This is a genomic window from Ligilactobacillus ceti DSM 22408 (assembly GCF_000423245.1).
Classification (GTDB): Bacteria; Bacillota; Bacilli; order Lactobacillales; family Lactobacillaceae; genus Ligilactobacillus; species Ligilactobacillus ceti.
Map to the genome: position 1 here is coordinate 600,991 of NZ_KE383993.1, position 19,545 is coordinate 620,535.

General features: G+C 32.6%; 19 protein-coding genes and 1 other annotated feature. Of the genes, 5 read left to right on the plus strand and 14 right to left on the minus strand.

Annotated features, from left to right (window positions below; all coding sequences use genetic code 11):
- Positions 1 to 9 precede the first annotated feature (9 nt).
- From rsmD to G540_RS0105835, 7 genes are all read right to left on the minus strand, one after another.
- Positions 10 to 567, minus strand: coding sequence for a 16S rRNA (guanine(966)-N(2))-methyltransferase RsmD (rsmD, locus tag G540_RS0105805; RefSeq protein WP_027107327.1), 558 nt, complete (start codon positions 565 to 567; stop codon positions 10 to 12).
- Complete coding sequence (locus G540_RS0105810; protein WP_342341105.1) at positions 564 to 890, minus strand: YlbG family protein; 327 nt, start codon at positions 888 to 890, stop codon at positions 564 to 566. Before G540_RS0105810 ends, rsmD begins: the two co-directional genes overlap by 4 nt.
- 200 nt (positions 891 to 1,090) lie before the next feature.
- Positions 1,091 to 4,519 carry a pyruvate carboxylase gene (locus G540_RS0105815; protein WP_027107329.1) on the minus strand — a complete coding sequence of 1,143 codons (3,429 nt, stop codon included), beginning with the start codon at positions 4,517 to 4,519 and terminating at the stop codon, positions 1,091 to 1,093.
- Between the two features lie 59 nt (positions 4,520 to 4,578).
- Positions 4,579 to 5,730: an FtsW/RodA/SpoVE family cell cycle protein gene (locus G540_RS0105820; protein WP_027107330.1), complete on the minus strand. Its 1,152-nt coding sequence runs from the start codon at positions 5,728 to 5,730 to the stop codon at positions 4,579 to 4,581.
- 371 nt (positions 5,731 to 6,101) lie between these two features.
- Positions 6,102 to 7,949, minus strand: a complete 1,848-nt coding sequence (gene typA / locus G540_RS0105825) for a translational GTPase TypA (RefSeq protein WP_027107331.1) — start codon at positions 7,947 to 7,949, stop codon at positions 6,102 to 6,104.
- Between the two features lie 108 nt (positions 7,950 to 8,057).
- Complete coding sequence (locus tag G540_RS0105830) at positions 8,058 to 8,840, minus strand: inositol monophosphatase family protein (RefSeq protein WP_027107332.1); 783 nt, start codon at positions 8,838 to 8,840, stop codon at positions 8,058 to 8,060.
- Between the two features lie 19 nt (positions 8,841 to 8,859).
- Positions 8,860 to 9,138: a UPF0223 family protein gene (locus G540_RS0105835; RefSeq protein ID WP_027107333.1), complete on the minus strand. Its 279-nt coding sequence runs from the start codon at positions 9,136 to 9,138 to the stop codon at positions 8,860 to 8,862.
- Between the two features lie 169 nt (positions 9,139 to 9,307).
- On the opposite strand from G540_RS0105835, the gene def reads away from it, so the two are divergent.
- Positions 9,308 to 9,862: a peptide deformylase gene (gene def / locus G540_RS0105840; RefSeq protein WP_027107334.1), complete on the plus strand. Its 555-nt coding sequence runs from the start codon at positions 9,308 to 9,310 to the stop codon at positions 9,860 to 9,862.
- A 36-nt stretch (positions 9,863 to 9,898) separates the two neighbouring features.
- Here the strand turns inward: def and G540_RS0105845 are convergent, their stop codons facing one another.
- Positions 9,899 to 10,387 (minus strand): hypothetical protein, encoded by a 489-nt coding sequence (locus G540_RS0105845; protein ID WP_027107335.1) that lies wholly within the window; start codon positions 10,385 to 10,387, stop codon positions 9,899 to 9,901.
- A gap of 223 nt (positions 10,388 to 10,610) precedes the next feature.
- Between G540_RS0105845 and G540_RS0105850 the strand changes: the two genes are divergently transcribed.
- The 3 genes from G540_RS0105850 (at position 10,611) to G540_RS0105860 (ending at position 13,569) form a co-directional block, all read left to right on the plus strand.
- Entirely contained in the window at positions 10,611 to 10,832 is a 222-nt protein-coding gene (locus tag G540_RS0105850) for a DNA-directed RNA polymerase subunit epsilon (RefSeq protein WP_027107336.1), read from the plus strand.
- Positions 10,832 to 12,508 carry a ribonuclease J1 gene (gene rnjA / locus G540_RS0105855; RefSeq protein WP_027107337.1) on the plus strand — a complete coding sequence of 559 codons (1,677 nt, stop codon included), beginning with the start codon at positions 10,832 to 10,834 and terminating at the stop codon, positions 12,506 to 12,508. The genes G540_RS0105850 and rnjA overlap by 1 nt, the downstream gene beginning before the upstream one ends.
- A 77-nt stretch (positions 12,509 to 12,585) precedes the next feature.
- Positions 12,586 to 13,569 carry a diacylglycerol/lipid kinase family protein gene (locus tag G540_RS0105860; RefSeq protein ID WP_027107338.1) on the plus strand — a complete coding sequence of 328 codons (984 nt, stop codon included), beginning with the start codon at positions 12,586 to 12,588 and terminating at the stop codon, positions 13,567 to 13,569.
- Between the two features lie 27 nt (positions 13,570 to 13,596).
- Here G540_RS0105860 and G540_RS0105865 read toward each other — a convergent pair whose 3' ends face one another.
- Genes G540_RS0105865 through G540_RS0105875 form a run of 3 tightly spaced genes read right to left on the minus strand, consistent with a single transcriptional unit; the run spans position 13,597 to position 17,269 of the window.
- Positions 13,597 to 14,112, minus strand: coding sequence for a GNAT family N-acetyltransferase (locus tag G540_RS0105865; protein WP_027107339.1), 516 nt, complete (start codon positions 14,110 to 14,112; stop codon positions 13,597 to 13,599).
- Entirely contained in the window at positions 14,096 to 16,582 is a 2,487-nt protein-coding gene (recD2, locus tag G540_RS0105870) for an SF1B family DNA helicase RecD2 (RefSeq protein WP_027107340.1), read from the minus strand. The genes G540_RS0105865 and recD2 overlap by 17 nt, the downstream gene beginning before the upstream one ends.
- A gap of 18 nt (positions 16,583 to 16,600) precedes the next feature.
- Entirely contained in the window at positions 16,601 to 17,269 is a 669-nt protein-coding gene (locus G540_RS0105875; protein ID WP_027107341.1) for a tetratricopeptide repeat protein, read from the minus strand.
- 175 nt (positions 17,270 to 17,444) lie between these two features.
- Here G540_RS0105875 and G540_RS0105880 point away from each other — a divergent pair, with 175 nt between their 5' ends.
- A complete protein-coding gene (locus G540_RS0105880) occupies positions 17,445 to 18,320 on the plus strand; it encodes an aldose 1-epimerase family protein (RefSeq protein WP_027107342.1) in 876 nt (291 codons plus the stop codon).
- A gap of 148 nt (positions 18,321 to 18,468) precedes the next feature.
- On the opposite strand, the gene rpmA is transcribed toward G540_RS0105880, so the two are convergent.
- Genes rpmA through rplU form a run of 3 tightly spaced genes read right to left on the minus strand, consistent with a single transcriptional unit; the run spans position 18,469 to position 19,438 of the window.
- A complete protein-coding gene (rpmA, locus tag G540_RS0105885) occupies positions 18,469 to 18,744 on the minus strand; it encodes a 50S ribosomal protein L27 (RefSeq protein WP_027107343.1) in 276 nt (91 codons plus the stop codon).
- A gap of 35 nt (positions 18,745 to 18,779) precedes the next feature.
- The gene (locus tag G540_RS0105890) at positions 18,780 to 19,106 is read right to left on the minus strand and encodes a ribosomal-processing cysteine protease Prp (protein ID WP_027107344.1); all 327 of its coding nucleotides are present in this window, start codon (positions 19,104 to 19,106) and stop codon (positions 18,780 to 18,782) included.
- 23 nt (positions 19,107 to 19,129) lie between these two features.
- Positions 19,130 to 19,438 (minus strand): 50S ribosomal protein L21, encoded by a 309-nt coding sequence (gene rplU, locus G540_RS0105895; RefSeq protein ID WP_027107345.1) that lies wholly within the window; start codon positions 19,436 to 19,438, stop codon positions 19,130 to 19,132.
- Positions 19,439 to 19,458: 20 nt separating this feature from the next.
- Positions 19,459 to 19,537: a sequence feature (ribosomal protein L21 leader region), on the minus strand.
- Positions 19,538 to 19,545 lie beyond the last annotated feature (8 nt).

The window sequence follows — 19,545 nt, forward strand, 5'->3', positions numbered from 1 at the left end:
ATCACCTACTTAATCTGTTGTTAAACGATAAAAAGCTAAACGAGTAATACCATAATCAGCAGCTTTAATAAAATTAAAACCTGAGATTTCTTCTGGTAGATGTGCATCTTGATCAGTTTCACAAACAATCAATGCATCTTCATTTAAAATGCTCAACTCCACCATTTCTTGCATTAAATTAACAATTTCTTGTTCTTTATATGGAGGATCTAAAAATACATAATCAAAAGTCATTTCTTTTTTAGCAAATTGTTTTAAAATCCGTTTGGCATCACCTTTTAAAACAGTAAATTTATCTTCTTCTTTAGTAATCGCAATATTTTCATTAATTGTTTTAATCGCTTGATATTGGCGATCTACTAAAATCGCATGTTCTACCCCACGTGAAACAGCTTCAATAGCTAAACCACCACTACCTGCAAACAAGTCTAAAGCTTGTCCACCGGCAAAATAAGGGCCTATAATGTTAAACATCGATTCTTTCACTTTATCTGTGGTAGGTCGTGTTTTCATACCAGGAACAGCTTTTAATTTTCTCCCACCATAATTACCAGCTACAATTCTCATTTTTTATCACTCTTATTCTTATATTTTTCACGATCTTCATCTGTTAATTTATAAATACCTAACGTTTGATCAAAATTCGTGACTAATTCATTTCGTTTTGATTTTTCAACTTTACGAACAAATCTTAGTTTATTAATTTTTTCCATTGTTTCTGGAAAATCTTCTTGGTTTAAATATAAAATAACGTATTTCATCTTTCGGGAAACATAGTGGATATCACCATATTTACGTAATTGTTTACTTTGGCGAAGATGATATACATAAACGACTAAACCTTGTCGTTCTTGAATTTCAAATTCCATTTTAACACTACTTTCTGTCATTATAAGCTTGATTTTTAATTTTAATATCAGCTTGAAAATTTTTATTTTTCTAAAAAATCATTCCGCTTCGTTTCAATCATAACATCTACTTTAAAAGTCGGTTTCACTCCATTTTACCACATTTACCCCCGACTAACCGCAAAAAAACTAAGCTTCACTCTCTTATTTGAGAGCAAAGCTTAGTTTCTAATTTATTTATTTTATTCAGCTGGTTCTAATTCTAATAATAAGTCACGCGTTTCAAGCATATCGCCATCTTTAACATAAACGTGAGTTACTTTACCATTAAATGGAGCTTGAATTGTTGTTTCCATCTTCATAGCTTCAGTTACAACTAATGGTTGACCTTTTTCAACAACTTGACCTTTTTCGACAAGTACTTCTAAAACAGAACCACTTAATGTTGCACCAATATGACTTGGGTTAGTTGGTTCAGCCTTAGGAATGCTACTTACTGTAGCTTGTTTACTGCGATCATTTACAGAAATTTGTAATGTTTGACCATTTAATGAGAAGAAGAGACTACGGTTACCATCTTCATCTGCTTCAGAAATAGAATCCAATTTAACGATACTGCTCTTACCTGGTTTAAAGTTAATATGAATTGTTTCACTTGGACGCATACCTTGGTAGAAGGTTGTTGTATCAAGCGATGTCATTGAACCAAATTTATTACAGTTTGTTTCGTATGTTAAGAATACTTCTGGATATAAGATATAACTTAAAACTTCTTCAGCTGTTGGTTTGCGTTTGATTTCAGCTTCTAATTCTTTTGCTGTTGCTTCGAAATCAACTGGTTCAGCTAAGCTACCTGGACGTTCTGTAATAGCAGTTTTACCTTTAAGAACAATTTCTTGTAATTCTTTAGGGAATCCGCCTACAGGTTGGCCTAAATTACCAGCAAAGAAGTTAACAACAGATTCTGGGAAATCAAGTGTTTGCCCTTTAATCATAATAGATTCTGGTGTTAATTCATTTTGAATCATAAAGATTGCCATATCACCAACAACTTTAGAACTTGGTGTAACTTTAATGATATTACCTAATAATTGGTTAACATCACGATATGTTTCTTTAACTTTTTCAAAATCTGTAATACCTAAAGCTTTAGCTTGTTGTTGTAAGTTAGAATATTGACCACCAGGCATTTCTGTTTGGTAAATATCTGTTTGTGGAGATGTAATACCATTCATGAAATCTTGATAGAATGGTTTAACACCAGCCCAGTAACGATTAATTTTTTCAACGTTATTAATATCCATTTTTGGACAACGTTGTTCATTAGCTAAGGCATAGTAGAAACTACTCATACTTGGTTGACTAGTTGTTCCTGAAAGTGAACTTGTTGCCACATCAACAACATCAACACCTGCGCGAGTTGCTTCAACATATGTTGCAACACCATTACCTGTTGTATCGTGTGTATGCAAGTGAATTGGAACATTAACTTCTTCTTTCAATGCACCAACTAATTCATAAGCTGCTTTTGGTTTAAGTAAACCGGCCATATCTTTAATACCGATAATATCAGAACCTGCATCAACTAAATCTTTAGCAAGTTTCAAATAGTAATCTAAGTTATATTTAGTTTCATTTGGATTTAATAAATCACCTGTATAGCACATTGTACCTTCTGCAATCTTACCTGCATCACGTACATATTGAATACTTTTTTCCATTTGTGCAATCCAGTTTAAACTATCGAAGACGCGGAATACATCCACACCATTTTCTGCACTCTTTTCAATAAATGCTTTCAAGACATTATCTGGATAGTTCTTATAACCAACTGCATTGGAACCACGTGTTAACATTTGTAACAATGTATTTGGCATTTTCTCACGCATAATACGTAATCTTTCCCATGGATCTTCGTTTAAGAAACGATAAGCAACGTCAAATGTTGCTCCTCCCCAAACTTCTGCAGAGAACATGTTTGGTAAAGCTTGATCGTAAACATCTAAAACTGGAAGCATATCTTTTGTACGCATCCGTGTTGCGAATAAACTTTGGTGAGCATCACGCATTGTTGTATCAGTTAACAAGACATCTTCTTGTTGTTTAACCCAATCCATTGTTGCATCAACACCATATTTATCAAAAATTGTCTTCGCATTTTCAATTCCGGAAACTAATTCTAAGCCATCTTCCATTTGGTTATCTGGCACGAAAATTTTCGGATGTTGTTCCACTCCTGGGAAACCATTAACTGTTACATCACCAATATATTTAAGCAATTGATCATTTGTATTTTGTTCACGCTTAAAGTTAAATAATTCTGGTGTATTATCAATAAATGTTGTACTTGCATTACCAGCCATAAATTCTGGATGTAAGATAACATTACGCATAAAGTTAATATTTGTTTTAATACCACTAATTCTAAATTCAGATAAAGCACGATCCATTTTTGCAATTACATCTTCAAATGTATATGCTTGCACACATGCTTTTACTAATAAGGAATCAAAGAATGGTGTAATAACAGCACCAGTATAAGCATTACCACCATCTAAACGTACTCCGAAACCACCTGGAGAACGATATGTTTCAATTTTACCTGTATCAGGCATAAAATTATTTTCTGGATCTTCTGTTGTAATCCGGCATTGCATAGCTACACCGTGATATTCTAAATCTTCTTGTTGTGGTAAATCTAAATCTTTAAATAAATCTTTACCAGCAGCAATTTCAATTTGTGATTGAACGATATCGATTTCTGTAATCATTTCAGAAACAGTATGTTCAACTTGAACACGTGGGTTAACTTCAATGAAATAGAAATCATCATCTGTTACTAAGAACTCAACAGTACCAGCATTTTGATAGTTAACATCTTTCATCAATGTAACAGCAGCATCACAAATTTCATTACGACGTTTATCACCTAAAGACATACTTGGTGCAAATTCAATAACTTTTTGGTGACGTCGTTGTACAGAACAATCACGTTCGAATAAGTGTAAAACATTACCGTGTTCGTCAGCTAAAATTTGAACTTCAATATGTTTTGGATTTTCTAAATATTTTTCAACATAAAGTTCATCATCACCAAATGATTGTTTAGCTTCACTACGAGCACGTTCATAAGCTGTCGCAACTTCATCTTCGCTACGAACAATCCGCATCCCACGGCCACCGCCACCAAGAGCAGCTTTAACCATAATTGGATAACCATATTCATTAGCAAAATCAACAACTTCATCCAATGATTGTACAGGTTCTTTGGAGCCTGGAATTGTTTTTAAACCAGCTTTAATCGCAGCTTTTTTAGCAGCAATTTTATCACCAAATGTTGCTAAATGTTCCACAGAAGGTCCAATGAAGACAATTCCTGCTTCCGCACATTTTTTAGCAAATTCTTCATTTTCAGCTAAGAAGCCATATCCAGGGTGGATGGCATCAGCATTCGTCATTTTAGCAACACGAATAATATCATCCATATCTAAATATGCTTCAATTGCTTTTTTGCCTTTACCTACTTCATAAGCTTCATCGGCTTTGAAGCGATGAACTCCATATTCATCATCCTTAGCAAAAACCGCAACCGTTTCTAATTCTAATTCATGACAAGCACGAATAATACGTACTGCAATTTCTCCACGATTAGCAATCAAAATTTTCTTCATAAAGAACCCACTTTCTTCAAAAATAATTTTAAATTTTTTGAGTGTTTATTATATTTATTTTATTTCTTTTGTCTTCTTTGATTAGCGGAAATATTCATTACAATTCCTAATGATGCTGTTAAAACCACCATACTTGAACCACCGTATGAAACAAATGGTAAAGTAACACCCGTAATTGGGAGGAGTCCATTCACACCACCAACATTAAACATTGTTTCAATAAACATAAAGGTTCCAATTCCATAACAGATTAAGCTCTTATATAAATCTTGTGAACGAATCCCAATTTTAAAAATCCGGCCGATCAACAAAAATAATAAGATTAAGACAACTACTGTGCCGATTAATCCTTTTTCTTCTGCAATAACAGATAGGATAAAATCCGTATGCGGTTCTGGTAAATAGCCTCGTTTTTGAATACTATTACCAATCCCTACTCCGAAAATCCCACCATTACTAATTGCATAATAGGAATTCACCAACTGTTTACCTTCTGCATTAGCATATTTAAATGGTGTAAAGTAAGCTGTAAATCGTTGATACATATAACCCCAATGTTTTAAAGGTCCATATGCAAATGGATTAAAAAATCTTAAAACTTGTAAACCAACTAAAGCAACTGTAAAACCAGTCGCTAGTAACTTAAAACTCTTTTTAAAATCATTTAAACCAGCTAAATAAACAACTAAAACAATTGATAAATTAATTAAAAAACCACCTAAATCTGGTTCAATTAAAATTAAGAATAGCATCCCTACCACAATAATAATTGGGAATGTATTTTTAATTTCAGCTCCGATTTCACGCTTGTGTGCGCGATCAGCAACTTTTTGCGCCATGTATAAAGCCAGAAAAAGTTTACACATTTCCGCTGGTTGAATATTAAATAAACCAGTCGAAATCCAACCTTTCGCTCCATTAATTGATGCTGAATTCAAAGCAATTAGCAACAATACAATCAAAAACACAGCATTTCCAAATAAAAATTTGGGATTTTTTAAAAAATCAATTTTCAAATGCGCCATAACCAACACAATACAGACTCCTAAACCAACATAAATTGTTTGTTTTAAAAAGTAAATCGCACTGTTATGAGCATTCACACCACTAGCTGAATAAACAGCCATAATACTAATAATGCATAACGTTATAAAAGGAATAAATAATTTCCAATCAAAATATTTAAACTTGTTCCGTAATTTCTTAATCATAATCTTCAAAAACTTAAATTTAACACTTATTTTCATTACATTTAATCATTACTTGTAATTGTTATTTATTTAAGTTATTGCTCCTTTCATTTCCTTTCAATTATAGCACAATTCCTAAATTGGTTTAGTACCTAAGAAAACAAAAAAAGTTAGTTTTTATGCATCAGAAATAACACTTTAATTATACGTTTTCATAAATGGTATTTAAATAAGATTTAACGATTTTCATATATAATAACTATAAAATCTGAATAATTAACTAGTATTTCTTAAGATATGTTAATTTTTAGATGAAAACGCTTTAAACCGCTCTAGACCACTAAAAAAGCGTAGCAGGAAATTTCTTTCCTACTACGCTTTTTTTAACTTTTTTATTCTTGCTCTTTAGCTTTTTTAGCTTTTTTAGCAGCTTTTTCACGTAAGTTTGTATCTAAAATACGTTTACGTAAACGAATAGTTGTTGGTGTAATTTCTAATAATTCATCTTCATTTAAGAATTCTAATGATTCTTCTAATGTTAAATGAGTTGGCTTCTTAATTGAAGCTGTTTGATCTTTATTAGATGAACGAACGTTAGTCATGTTCTTACCTTTTGTAACGTTAACAGAAATGTCACGTTCACGAGAAGATTGACCAACAATCATACCTTCATAAACTTCTGTACCTGGATCAACAAAGATTGTACCACGACCTTCAACACTCATAATTGAATATGTTGTAGCTTTACCTTGGTTAATAGATACTAAAGCACCGTTACGACGGCCTGGTTCCCAATTACGGATAACTGGTTTATATTCAGCAAATGTATGGTTCATAATACCATAACCACGTGTCATTGATAAGAATTGTGAATCATATCCGATTAAACCACGTGTTGGTGTTGAGAATGTTAAACGTGTTTGGCCATTTTGACCTGTTTCCATGTTTACCATTTCACCTTTACGTTCTGCCATTGATTCAATAATTGAACCAGAATATTCATCTGGTGTATCGATAATAACATTTTCATATGGTTCGCTTAATGTACCGTCAATTTCACGGTAAATAACTTTAGGACGTGATACAGCTAATTCGAAACCTTCACGACGTAATGTTTCAATTAAGATTGATAAGTGTAATTCCCCACGACCAGAAACAATCCATGCATCTGGAGATTCTGTATCTTCAACACGTAAAGACACATCTGTGTGTAATTGCATCTTCAAACGATCTTCTAATTTACGAGCTGTAACATGATCACCTTCACGACCTGTAAATGGTGAGTTATTTGTCATAAATGTCATTTGTAATGTTGGTGGGTCAATACGTAAAACTGGTAAAGCTTCTGGTGAGTTAGCTGGACAAACAGTTTCCCCAACGAAGATATCTTCCATACCAGATACGGCAATCAAGTCACCGGCTTTAGCTTCTTGAATTTCTTGACGTTGTAAGCCAAAGAAACCAAATAATTTTGTAACACGGAAGTTTTGTTGGCTACCATCAAGTTTCATAACTGTAACAGCATCCCCAACTTTAATAGTTCCGCGGAACACACGACCAATACCAACACGACCAACGAAATCATTATAATCAAGCATTGAAACTTGGAATTGTAATGGTTCGTCTGAGTTATCAACTGGTCCTGGAATAGCATCAATAATTGTGTTAAACACTGGATCCATTGTATGTTTTTGTGTTGATAAATCTGGATCATCAGATGATGTTCCGTTCATAGCTGAAGCATAGATAACAGGGAAATCTAATTGATCTTCATCTGCACCTAATTCAATGAATAAGTCTAAAACTTCATCAACAACTTCTTCTGGACGTCCACCTGGGCGGTCAACTTTATTAATAATAACAATTGGTGTTAAGTGTTGTTCAAGCGCTTTTTTCAAAACAAAACGTGTTTGTGGCATTGTTCCTTCAAAAGCATCAACAATAAGTAAAACACCATCAACCATTTTCATGATACGTTCTACTTCACCACCGAAATCGGCGTGTCCTGGTGTATCTAAAATGTTAATTTGTTTTCCTTGATATTTTACGGCTGTATTCTTAGATAAAATAGTAATTCCACGTTCTTTTTCAATATCGTTGGAATCCATGGCACGATCGCCAATTTGAGTATGTTCATCTAATGTATCTGATTGTTTCAATAATTCGTTAACTAATGTTGTTTTACCATGGTCAACGTGGGCAATAATAGCAACATTACGAATATCATCACGATTTTTCAAATTTTTTCTTCCCTTCAAAACTTAAATCTTATTATAAACTTTACAACAACCATAGTTACTTTTCATATAAAAAAAGCTGTGACATATTAGTCACAGTCAGGGCTATCATCAATCTTGATGAATAGCTTTTAAAATCTCTTTATGTGCACTTTTGGTTGCTACTAATACATCTGTTGATGATAGCATATTTACAGGCTGACCGTCAATTGTTTTCACAACTAATCCTAATGTTTCAGCTAAAATTGTTCCCGCGGCATAATCCCACGGACATAAACACGCTAAATACCCAACTGTCTTACCAGTTAAAACACGTGTGAATTCAATCCCTGCACATCCATATACTCGCACACCTAAACTTTGTTGTGCAATCTTTTGAATATTATACCGATTATGTAATACTAAATTACCGCCCATTGCAAATAAGCCTTTTTCCAAAGGACAATTACTTGGTGGAGTTATTTCTTTTTCATTACAATAAACACCACATTCTGGACCACCCCAAAACAACTCATCATGCATAACATCATAAATATAAGCTAATTTGGGTTTACCATTTTCAAAAATAGCCAACATAGTTGCAAAATCAGCCTCTTGTTGGATAAAATTCAGCGTTCCATCAATTGGATCAATTAACCAAAATAAACCTGGATGTTCATGTAATCCCGTGGCATGTTCACACTCTTCACCATGAATTTTAGAATTAGCAAAAGATTCTTTGATTTTTTGACTGTAAAAAGCTTCAACTTCACGGTCAACATTCGTAACTAAATCTGTACGACATGTTTTTTGTTCAACTTGAATTTGTTGTTGCTTCATTTCTGCCAAAATCATTGTACGTACTTCTTTAAGCCAGCTTTGCACTTGGTGATTTATTTCTTGCCACGCAACCATTATCCATCACTCCTATTTTTTATGCTTGAATTTTAACTTGTTTTTTCGAACTAGCTTGCGCAAATTTGACGGCTTGATAAATACTATAGCCTGACTCTTGAGAAAAAGCGCGATCTAATTGTTTTTGTGCCATTTTACTTGGTTCTACTTTAATATATTCTTGATATTTATTTAAAAATTCTTCACGATCAATTCCGGTTGTATATATCTGTTCTACCGCCATAAAGAATTCACTCATAATAATAATCTCCGCTGTTGACCATTCAGGCATTAACGGATAACTAATCATTTGTTTCATTAAATTATCTAACTCTTTTCTTTTTTATTTTTCATTATACCATAGACCTATTTTCTTCTTATATATAAAAGCCTTTTCAATTTGCTTTTTTCATTTAATCCAACCTATAATTCATTTTTTTATGATATTATTATATTATTAATAAGAAATTATTTAGGAGGTTTTAGAATTGATTACAATGGATGATATTATTCGTGAAGGTCACCCTACTTTACGAACACGTGCTGAAAAATTTACTTTTCCAATGTCAGATGAAGACAAACAAACAGCACTTGAAATGATGGAATTTCTTGAAAATAGTCAAGATCCCAAATTAGCTAAAAAATATAAATTACGCGCTGGTGTTGGTTTAGCAGCACCGCAAATTAACGTGCCTAAACGCATGACTGCTGTTTTAGTCCCTGATGAAGATGGCAATCCGTTATTTAAAGAAATTTTAATTAACCCAACAATTCTTAGTGAATCAGTCCAAATGGTTGCTTTAGGTGAAGGTGAAGGTTGTTTATCAGTTGATCGTGTAATCCCAGGATACGTTCCTCGTCATGACCGTATTAAATTACGTTGGTATGATCTTGATGGAAATCAACATACTAAAAAATTAACTGATTATTTAGCAATTGTAGTCCAACATGAAATTGATCACTTAAACGGAATTCTTTTCTTTGATCGTATTAATGAAAAAGATCCTTTCCAAGCACCTCCAGGAACATTTATTCTTGAATAGACTAAAAGAGGACGGTAATTACCGTCCTTTTTTTTATTAGTCAATTTCTAACTTATTAATATCATTCAAATAAGAAAGCGTGGCTTGATTGACAACATATGAAATATCTAGATGTAATATCCCTTTCAGTATCCAAATATCAGATACAACAAAAATATCATGACCTTGATACCCTTGAAGTTGCTGCTGTTGTGCATAATCGTTTAAATGATTAGTTAATTCAAGCTTAATCGCTTTTAAATCATTAATAGTTGTTACTTGTAAAGGTAGTTCATATTCAAAAGCCATCACACCCTTACCCCAAACATCCGAAATCAATTCTGTTTCAATGGCGTTGGGATAATAAGAACCTTTAAATTCAGTAGTAATGACTTTGACTAAACTCGCTTTCAAAGCTTGATTAACTACTTTTTGACTAGCTGTTTGCATCACTAAGAGTGCCTTATTTCTTCTAATCCGCCGGACGCTTAAATAAAGTATCACGCTGACAATTAAAACAATCCCCCATAATAAGATGGTTTTCATAATTTACCCTCATTTCTCCATAATCCCCTTTAATTATACTACAAACATGACTGCCACGGGCTTAATTCAATTATTTTTTATGTTTATGTACTTAATCTTAAAAATATGCTAAAATGAACATAATTATTGTGAAAACAATCTTAAGTTCGGATATTTTTATTTTTTGTTAAATAGCAGTTTAACACAACCAAATTTTAGATATATAAAAGGAGAAATATTTATAATGATTTTTAAAGTTTATTACCAAGAAGACCCAACAATTAACCCACTACGTGAAAGCACACAATCACTTTATTTAGAAGCTGATTCAGAAGCTCAAGCTCGTGCCATCGTAGCTAACAACGTCGACTACAATGTCGAATTTATCGAAGCACTTTCCGAAGCTGCTTTAGAATATGAAAAAAATAGCAAACCAGACTTCGCTATCGTGGAGTTTGATAAATAATGAAACACCTCAAAGTTAAAAACAACGAAACTGCTGTTTTTGCAATTGGTGGACTCGGTGAAATCGGAAAAAACACATACGGCATTCAATTTCAAGATGAAATTATTATTATCGATGCTGGTATTAAATTCCCTGAAGATGAACTTTTAGGAATTGATTACGTTATTCCGGATTACCAATACCTCATTGCAAACCAACAAAAAATAAAAGCCTTAGTTATCACCCACGGTCACGAAGATCACATTGGTGGTATTCCTTATTTACTTAAGCAAATTAATGTACCAATTTATGCTGGTCCATTAGCACTCGCTTTAATTAAAAACAAACTTGAAGAACATGGTCTTTTAAGAACAACTGAACTTCATGAAATTAACGAAGATTCTATTATTAAATTTAGAAAAACTAGTGTTTCATTTTTCAGAACAACTCACTCAATCCCTGATACATTAGGGGTTGCGGTTAAGACTCCTTCAGGTACAATTGTCGCTACAGGTGACTTTAAATTTGATTTAACACCAATCTCTAACCAAGCTCCTGATTTACAAAAAATGGCTAAACTTGGTGCAGATGGCGTGTTATGCCTCTTATCTGATAGTACTAACGCTGAAGTTCCTGATTTTACAAAATCTGAACAATGGGTTGGACAATCAATTAAAAAGATTTTCGAAAAAATTGAAGGTCGTATTATTTTTGCGACATTTGCTTCTAACATTTCAAGAATTCAACAAGCAGTCGCTGCCGCTTTAGCTAAAGGTCGCAAAATTGCCGTCTTTGGTCGTAGCATGGAAGCTGCTCTTGTTAATGGACGTGAATTAGGTTATTTAGATATTCCTGATGATGCAATTGTCCAAGCACGTGAAATTAATAGCTTACCAGCTAATAAAGTTATGATTTTATGTACTGGTTCTCAAGGTGAACCAATGGCTGCTTTAAGTCGCATTGCGAACGGGACACACCGTCAAGTTTCCATTCATCCTGATGATACAGTTATTTTCTCAAGCTCCCCTATTCCTGGTAATACTTTAAGCGTTAATAAAGTTATCAACGAATTAGAAGAAGCTGGTGCAACTGTTATTCACGGTAAAGTTAATAATATTCACGCTTCTGGTCACGGTGGCCAAGAAGAACAAAAATTAATGTTACGTTTAATGAAACCTAAATACTTCATGCCTGTTCACGGTGAATATCGTATGTTAAAAGTTCATACAGATTTAGCTGAAAAATGCGGTGTTCCACGTGACCACTCATTTATTTTAGAAAATGGTGATGTCTTAGCTTTAACTAAAGATTCAGCTCGTATTGCTGGTCACTTCACTGCTGAAGATGTCTATGTTGATGGTTCCGGAATCGGTGATATTGGTAACGTTGTTTTACGCGATCGTAAAATTCTTTCTGAAGAAGGAATTGTCGTCGTAGTTGCCACAATCGATATGAACAAACGTAAAATTATGTCAGGTCCTGATTTATTATCACGCGGTTTTGTTTATATGCGTGAATCAGGCGAATTAATTAACGACGGACGTAAATTACTTTATCGTTCTATTATGAAGAATCTTAAAAATCCTAAGATTTCTGAAGCTAAATTAAGAGAAGCTATCATTAATGATTTACAAGCTTTCTTATTTGAAAAAACAGAACGTCATCCAATGATTTTACCAATGTTAATTACTGTATAATCAATTAAAACGAGCAGACTTCAGATCTGCTCGTGTTTTATTTCATAAAACTTTTAAAGATCGGAGGTTCAGGAAACATGCGTTCTTATTCGATTATTGTTAATGAACATGCTAACGAAGGTCATACGAAAAAAATTTGGAATCAAGTTCAAGATGTATTAAATCAACGGCAAATTCAATATACAGCATATTTTACAGACCATCCCGGTCATGCTTTTAAAATAGCCAAAAAAATAGCTAAAAAAATAACATCTAATGACAATTATGAAAATATTATTTTGACTATTGGCGGCGATGGAACATTATATGATGCTATCAACGGAATTAAAGCTGGGTCTGATTTAAATATTCCCATTGGTTTTATTCCTTCTGGTAATAAAATGGGATTTGCTGCTAATATCGGTGTCGCAAACGATCCCCTTTTAGCACTAGAACAAATTTTAAATACTACCGAACCAACACTTTATGATATTGGTTCTTATCAAGAAACAACACATAAAAAGCAAGGTTATTTCTTAAATAATTTTAGTATTGGACTCGATGCTTATATCATTAGTTTAGCTAATCAGCAAAAACAATCTAAATTTTGGAAATTTTTAAAAATTGATTTCATCCACTTTTTATTCCGCACATTCGAAGCTTATTTAAACCAAGAAGCTTTCTCTTTAACTGTTAGAATGGATGATCATTATGAATTTTTTAAAAAAGCTTATTTAGTAAATGTTTCCAATCACCGGTACTTTAAAGGAAGTTTGCCCCTTCCCACTGAAGATTTAATCCAAGATCAACAATTAGAACTTTTAATTATCGAAAATATGAATTTCTTTAAATATATTTTATTAAGTATGATTGTTTATTTCCGCAAAGAGTTAAAACTTCCTTCAATTCACCGATTTCAAAAAAATCAACTTCATTTAACAATTAACTCACTGGAATTTTATCAAGTTGATGGTGAAGAACAAGGTAATCAATATTTGGACATTTATTTTAAAACTGAAAAATATCCATTTTGGATTGATTTAACAAGTGTTCCTCGTGAACAACGTGCAAAAAAGGACTAAGAATAGTTAATTCTTAGTCCTTTTTTATTATAAATTCAATTCATAAGCTAAACGTTCTGGATCATTTTGATCAGATAAAATCATAATGATTCCCCGATACTCAAAACCTTGTTTTAAAACAATTTTTTGCATTCTCTGATTCATCCGATGTGTATCAATCCGAACATTCTTAAACCCTTTTAAAGCCACCACAGTTAATAAATTACTAAAAAGATATTCTGACAAATGTTTTCCACGATAATTTTTAGCTAAGGCAATGCGATGAAAAGTACAATATGGTTCTTCTTTACACCAACTACCCTCATAAATTTTTTGATAATTTTCATCTGGTTCAGTCAAAATTGTTGTAACACCTGCAATTGCTTGTTCTACCATTAAAACATAACATTCTTGGCGTTGGATATCCCTTTGAATTTCTGCCAGACCAGGATCGCCATTTTGCCATTGTGGACTACCATCATCTTTTAAAAGAGTTCTTCCATCTTCTAAAATCTCCAAAATTCTAGGTATATCTTCACTTTGTGCTTTACGTAAATAAATCATTAATTTTATCCTCATCTTCTTTTTTCATAAAATCAAATGGTTTCAGGTTATCCATCCCGATTAATGGATCAATTTTACCTTGTTGAATTAATTCAACTGTTAAACGTTTATCTTGCTGATCAGATATTAAAGCAACTTGCTTTTCATCTGTTTTATTTGATTGGGATTCTGCTACACTATTTTTTGAACTTTCACCCTTAATCAAATCCTCAAAAAAGACTTCAATCCGTTCTTGTAAGCTAGTTTGACGATTCAGCGATAATGTTTCTACACATTTTTGATAGGCTGCTGGTTCTCCTAACAAAATCAACTTTTCCTTAGCACGTGTAATTGCTGTATATAATAAATTCCGTGCAAACATTCTTGAATATTGACTAACCATTGGTAAAATCACAATTGGAAACTCACTACCTTGCGCTTTATGAATAGTCATACAATAAGCCAAGGTTAGATTCCGCATTTCCTTTAATGTAAACTCAACTTCTAATTCATCAAATTGTACAATAATATTCACAACTGTGTCTGGATCTTTCGCACTCATTTCTAAGCCAACTACTTTACCAATATCACCATTAAAAATACCTTTTTCAGGTGTATTCACTAAATTTAAAACACGATCACCAATACTGAAGTTTTGATTATTAATTTCTACATGTTTTTTAGCTTGATAAGGATTAACTAATTTTTGAACAGTTTCATTCAAATAATTAATCCCTGCCAATCCACGATACATTGGTGCTAGTACTTGAATATCATCAATTGGCGCTTCTTTTTGTAAAGCAATTTTTATAATTTTAGTCATTAAAGTTGGTATTTGTTCTGCATGACAAGGTATAAATGAACGATCTGCATATTTATTTTGTAAATCACTGGCAATAACGCCATTTTTAATATCATGTGCTAACTTAACAATAGTTGAATCTTCACTTTGGCGATAAATTTGATTTAATTCTTTTTGTGGTAAAACTTTACTCATTAATAAATCAGAAAATACTTGACCCGGACCAACTGAAGGCAACTGATTTCGATCTCCTACAAAAACAACCTGAATTTCAGCTGGTAAATTTTTAATTAATAAATACATCAAATCTGTATCAATCATAGAAGCTTCATCTACAATTAATAATTTTCCACTAATAAATTCACCATCATCAAAAGCTTGATTATCATACCCATTCAGCTTTAACAAACGGTGCAATGTACTTGCTGGTAAACCCGTTGTTTCGGACATACGTTTAGCAGCTCGCCCAGTAGGTGCTGCTAATAAAATCGGATATTCTTCATCATCATACTTTTGTGGATCAATAGGAATTTTTTTCAAATTAGCATATGCATTCACAATCCCATTAATAATTGTTGTTTTCCCTGTACCTGGACCACCTGTAATTAACGAAACTGATGATGTTAACGCCATTTTAATCGCTTCGATTTGATCCTCACCATAAGTAACTGAAAAATAATCTTGTAAACTATTAATTTCAGCTTCTAATTCTTTTTCATCAAACTGATTATGTGGCCCTTGATCAAATAACTTCCTTAAATCACGTGCAATTGCAATTTCACGATAATAATATTTACGTAAATATACTTTCTTTTCTTCAGCAAATAATAATTCGTCCTGGACTAATTGAATCATTTGATCAGCTACTGCATTGGGATCAATGGCTTCAGTACTACCGTTTTCTAATAAAACTAAAGATTGTTCTAACACTTCTTTTAAATCTTGATAAGTATTCCCTGTTTCATTGGTTAATTCCAACATAACTTGCATAATACCTGCGCGTAACCGCATTTTAGAATCAAAAGCAAATCCTAATGATTGCGCTAATTGATCAGCCCGCACAAATCCAAACCCTTTAATTTCTAAAGCTAAACGATATGGATCTTCATGAATAATATCGAGTGTTTTTTCTTCATATTCAGCATAAATTTTAGCCGCCATTTTACTAGTTAGTCCTAAATTATTTAAACTAATAATAATTTGTTCATTACTTTGATCATCATTTAATACTTGTAGTAATGTTGTATATTGTTTTTTGCTGAGTCCTAATTCTTTAGCTGAATATTCATTTTTTAAAATTAAAGAAATAGCATCTGGACCTAAACGATCAACAATTTTTTCAGCTGATTTCTTCCCTATCCCCGGAAAATTATCACTTGATAAATAAGTTACTAACCCCGTTGCTGTTGACGGTAACTCTCTTGTATAATTAAATACTTTAAATTGTTGATTATATTTCGGATGCGTAACTAATTCACCTTTAAAACGATACATTGATTCAATTTGAATATCGCCTAAATCACCAACAACAATGATATATTCATCTTTCCAATTAAAGTCACATTCGTGAATTTTAACTTGAATAACTTTATAAAAACTATCCGTGGCGGCGAAAAAGATATTTTTAACTTCCCCAACTAAGGTTAATTGTTTATTTTCTGCAAATAAATCTACATTTTCACTTACCATCTAAATCGTTCCTTTAATTTATAATTTATCTGGTCCAAAATGTTGCACAAATTGTTCAATTTCAACTAATTTTTGTTGCATTTGTGCAAAATATTCTGAATCTAATTCTTTCACTTTGGCAAAATATTCTGCTTCGTCTTCTTCTAAAATTAAGGCCACTACACCTCTTTGGAAATTAGCTTCTAAATTATCAGTTTCAATTTTTAAAACTTGATCATAATAGTTTTTAGCTTGTTGAAAATCTCCCATAGCTAAAAAGATATTCGCCATTAATAATTTAGCACTAATCGTATTGTCACCTTCATATTCAGTAGCTGTTAAGGCGAAAACTAAAGCTTGTTGATATTCACCTTTCGCATAATAACTTTGCGCTACCATTAAATACGCATCATATTTTAATTTATCAGCTTGAATTAATTGATATTCTAAAATTGCTTGTTCATATAACTCACTACTGTAATAAACATTTCCTAATCCATAATGTAATAAATCTTTTTCAGATTGCTTTTTAAAAATTGTCAAAGCTTTCTTTAATAATTCTTCAGCTTGTGGATAGCTTTTCATCTCAACTAACGCCACGCTTAAATTATAATAATTTTGAACATTGTAAGGATCATTATCAATTGCTTGAATTAATTTATTAACCATTACAGCTGCTTTTTCTTGGGCAATTGTTCGTTTTTTCATCATTATCCTCCTAGATTTAAATCTTCCTAATTATTATTGCATACTTAAGCTTTTTCTCAAAACTTTTTCAAAAATCACGCTTACGAAAACACATATCTCCCCTATATTTTAGTACTTTTGTGATAAAATTTAACCAGAATCATTTATTTTCAAAAGAGAAAGGTTGTTGTTTGAAATGTCACTTACTTTAACAAATGATGTTGCTTCTGTAACCATTAATGAATTTGGTGCTGAACTAACCAGTTTTTATCATAAACTCAATAACTTAGAATATATCTGGTCCGGCGATGCTAAATATTGGGGACGTCATGCACCTGTTTTATTCCCTATTGTCGGGCGCTTAAAAGATAATACTTATTATCTCGATGATCAAAGTTATAATATGTCTCAACACGGTTTCGCTCGCGATCTCCCATTTGAAATTACCTATCAATCAGCTACAAAAGCGACTTTTACGCTTTATTCATCTGAAAAAACTAAAGAAAAATATCCTTATAATTTCAAATTGTCAATTCATTATCAGCTCATAGAAAATAATTTAAAAATCACTTATGAAATTAACAATCCTAATCCAATTCCACTTCCATTCGCAATTGGAGCTCATCCAGCTTTTAAAGTACCCTTAAAAGCTGATGAAGAACGCTCAGATTATTATTTAAGCTTATCACCTACTAAAGCCCGTACTTTTTTACCTTTAAAGAATGGTTTACTCGATTTAGAAAATAAATCCTTGCATAACGCAAAGAAAATCCATTTAAATCCAGAGACTTTTAAAAATGATGCTTTAATTTTTGATTTACAAGCCGATGAAACTAATATTTGCTTAAAATCAAGAAATCATCCCTATGGTGTCTCTTTAACCACTACTGACGCTCGTTTTATAGGACTTTGGTCAAACTATCCTAACTCTGGACAATTCGTCTGTATCGAACCATGGTGGGGAATTACAGATACAGTTAATACAACTCAGCAATTATCCGATAAATACGGTATTAATATCTTAGCTCCATTTGATACTTTCACTACTATGTACACCATTTCAATTTATTAACAAACAAAAGAGCGTACCTACTCCTAAATGAGAGGTAACGCTCTTTTTGTTGTGCTAATTCTAAATTATGGTTAAATAATCACTGTTTATTTTGCAATAAAAAAAGCCATGGAACTTTATTAATAAAGTTCACACAGCTTTGAATTTATTATTCAGCGATAGGATAAACAGATACTTGTTTTTTATCGCGACCTTTGCGTTCGAAACGAACAACACCATCAATTTTAGCAAATAATGTGTTGTCGCCACCCATACCTACGTTAGCACCTGGATAGATACGTGTACCACGTTGACGGTAAAGGATTGAACCACCTGTAACAGTTTGACCATCAGCACTTTTAGCACCTAAACGTTTTGAACGTGAGTCACGACCGTTAGTTGTGGAACCACCACCCTTTTTATGAGCGAATAATTGTAAGTTCATTAACATAATTAATTCCACCTCCTTGGTGAATATTTTCATTTAACGATTTTTAAATAATCTGGATAATTTTTGGCAATCTCTTTGATACCTAGTTCAAAACTAGCTAACAATAATTGCACTTCTGGCCGCTGTAAATCTTTGATTTCTAAAGTGACATAAAGATAACCATCGTTTTCTTCTTCACCTTCTGTAATTACCATTAACTTTAAAAGTTGTTCTAAACTATTTAAAGTATTAATAGCTAATACAGAAGTTGCGGCACAAATAATATCTTGACCCTCAACGGCATTAGGATCTGCATGTCCGGATAATTCATACCCAGCTAACAAATCTCCTTCATGAAACAATCTTGCTTGTATCATGTTATTTACCTACTCTCAAGAAATTATGCGTTAATTGCATCGATAACAACTTTTGTATAAGGTTGACGATGACCTTGTTTTGTATGTGAGTGTTTCTTTGGTTTGTATTTGAAAGTAACAACTTTTTTAGCACGGCCTTGTTTTTCAACTGTACCTGTAACTGTTGCGCCTTCAACTAATGGTGTACCGATAACAGTTTTTTCACCACCAACTAAAACAACTTCATCAAATGTTACTGTATCACCTGCGTTAGCAGCTAATTTTTCAACATAGATTGCTTGGCCTACTTCAACTTTAAGTTGTTTACCACCTGTTTTGATAATTGCGTACATTAATGTGCACCTCCTTAGTATTTAAAACTTAGACTCGCCGTAATTTAGTGATCTACTTGTAGATTCTTATAAACTTAAAACGGGCGGTTGCAGTTGTGACATGCACA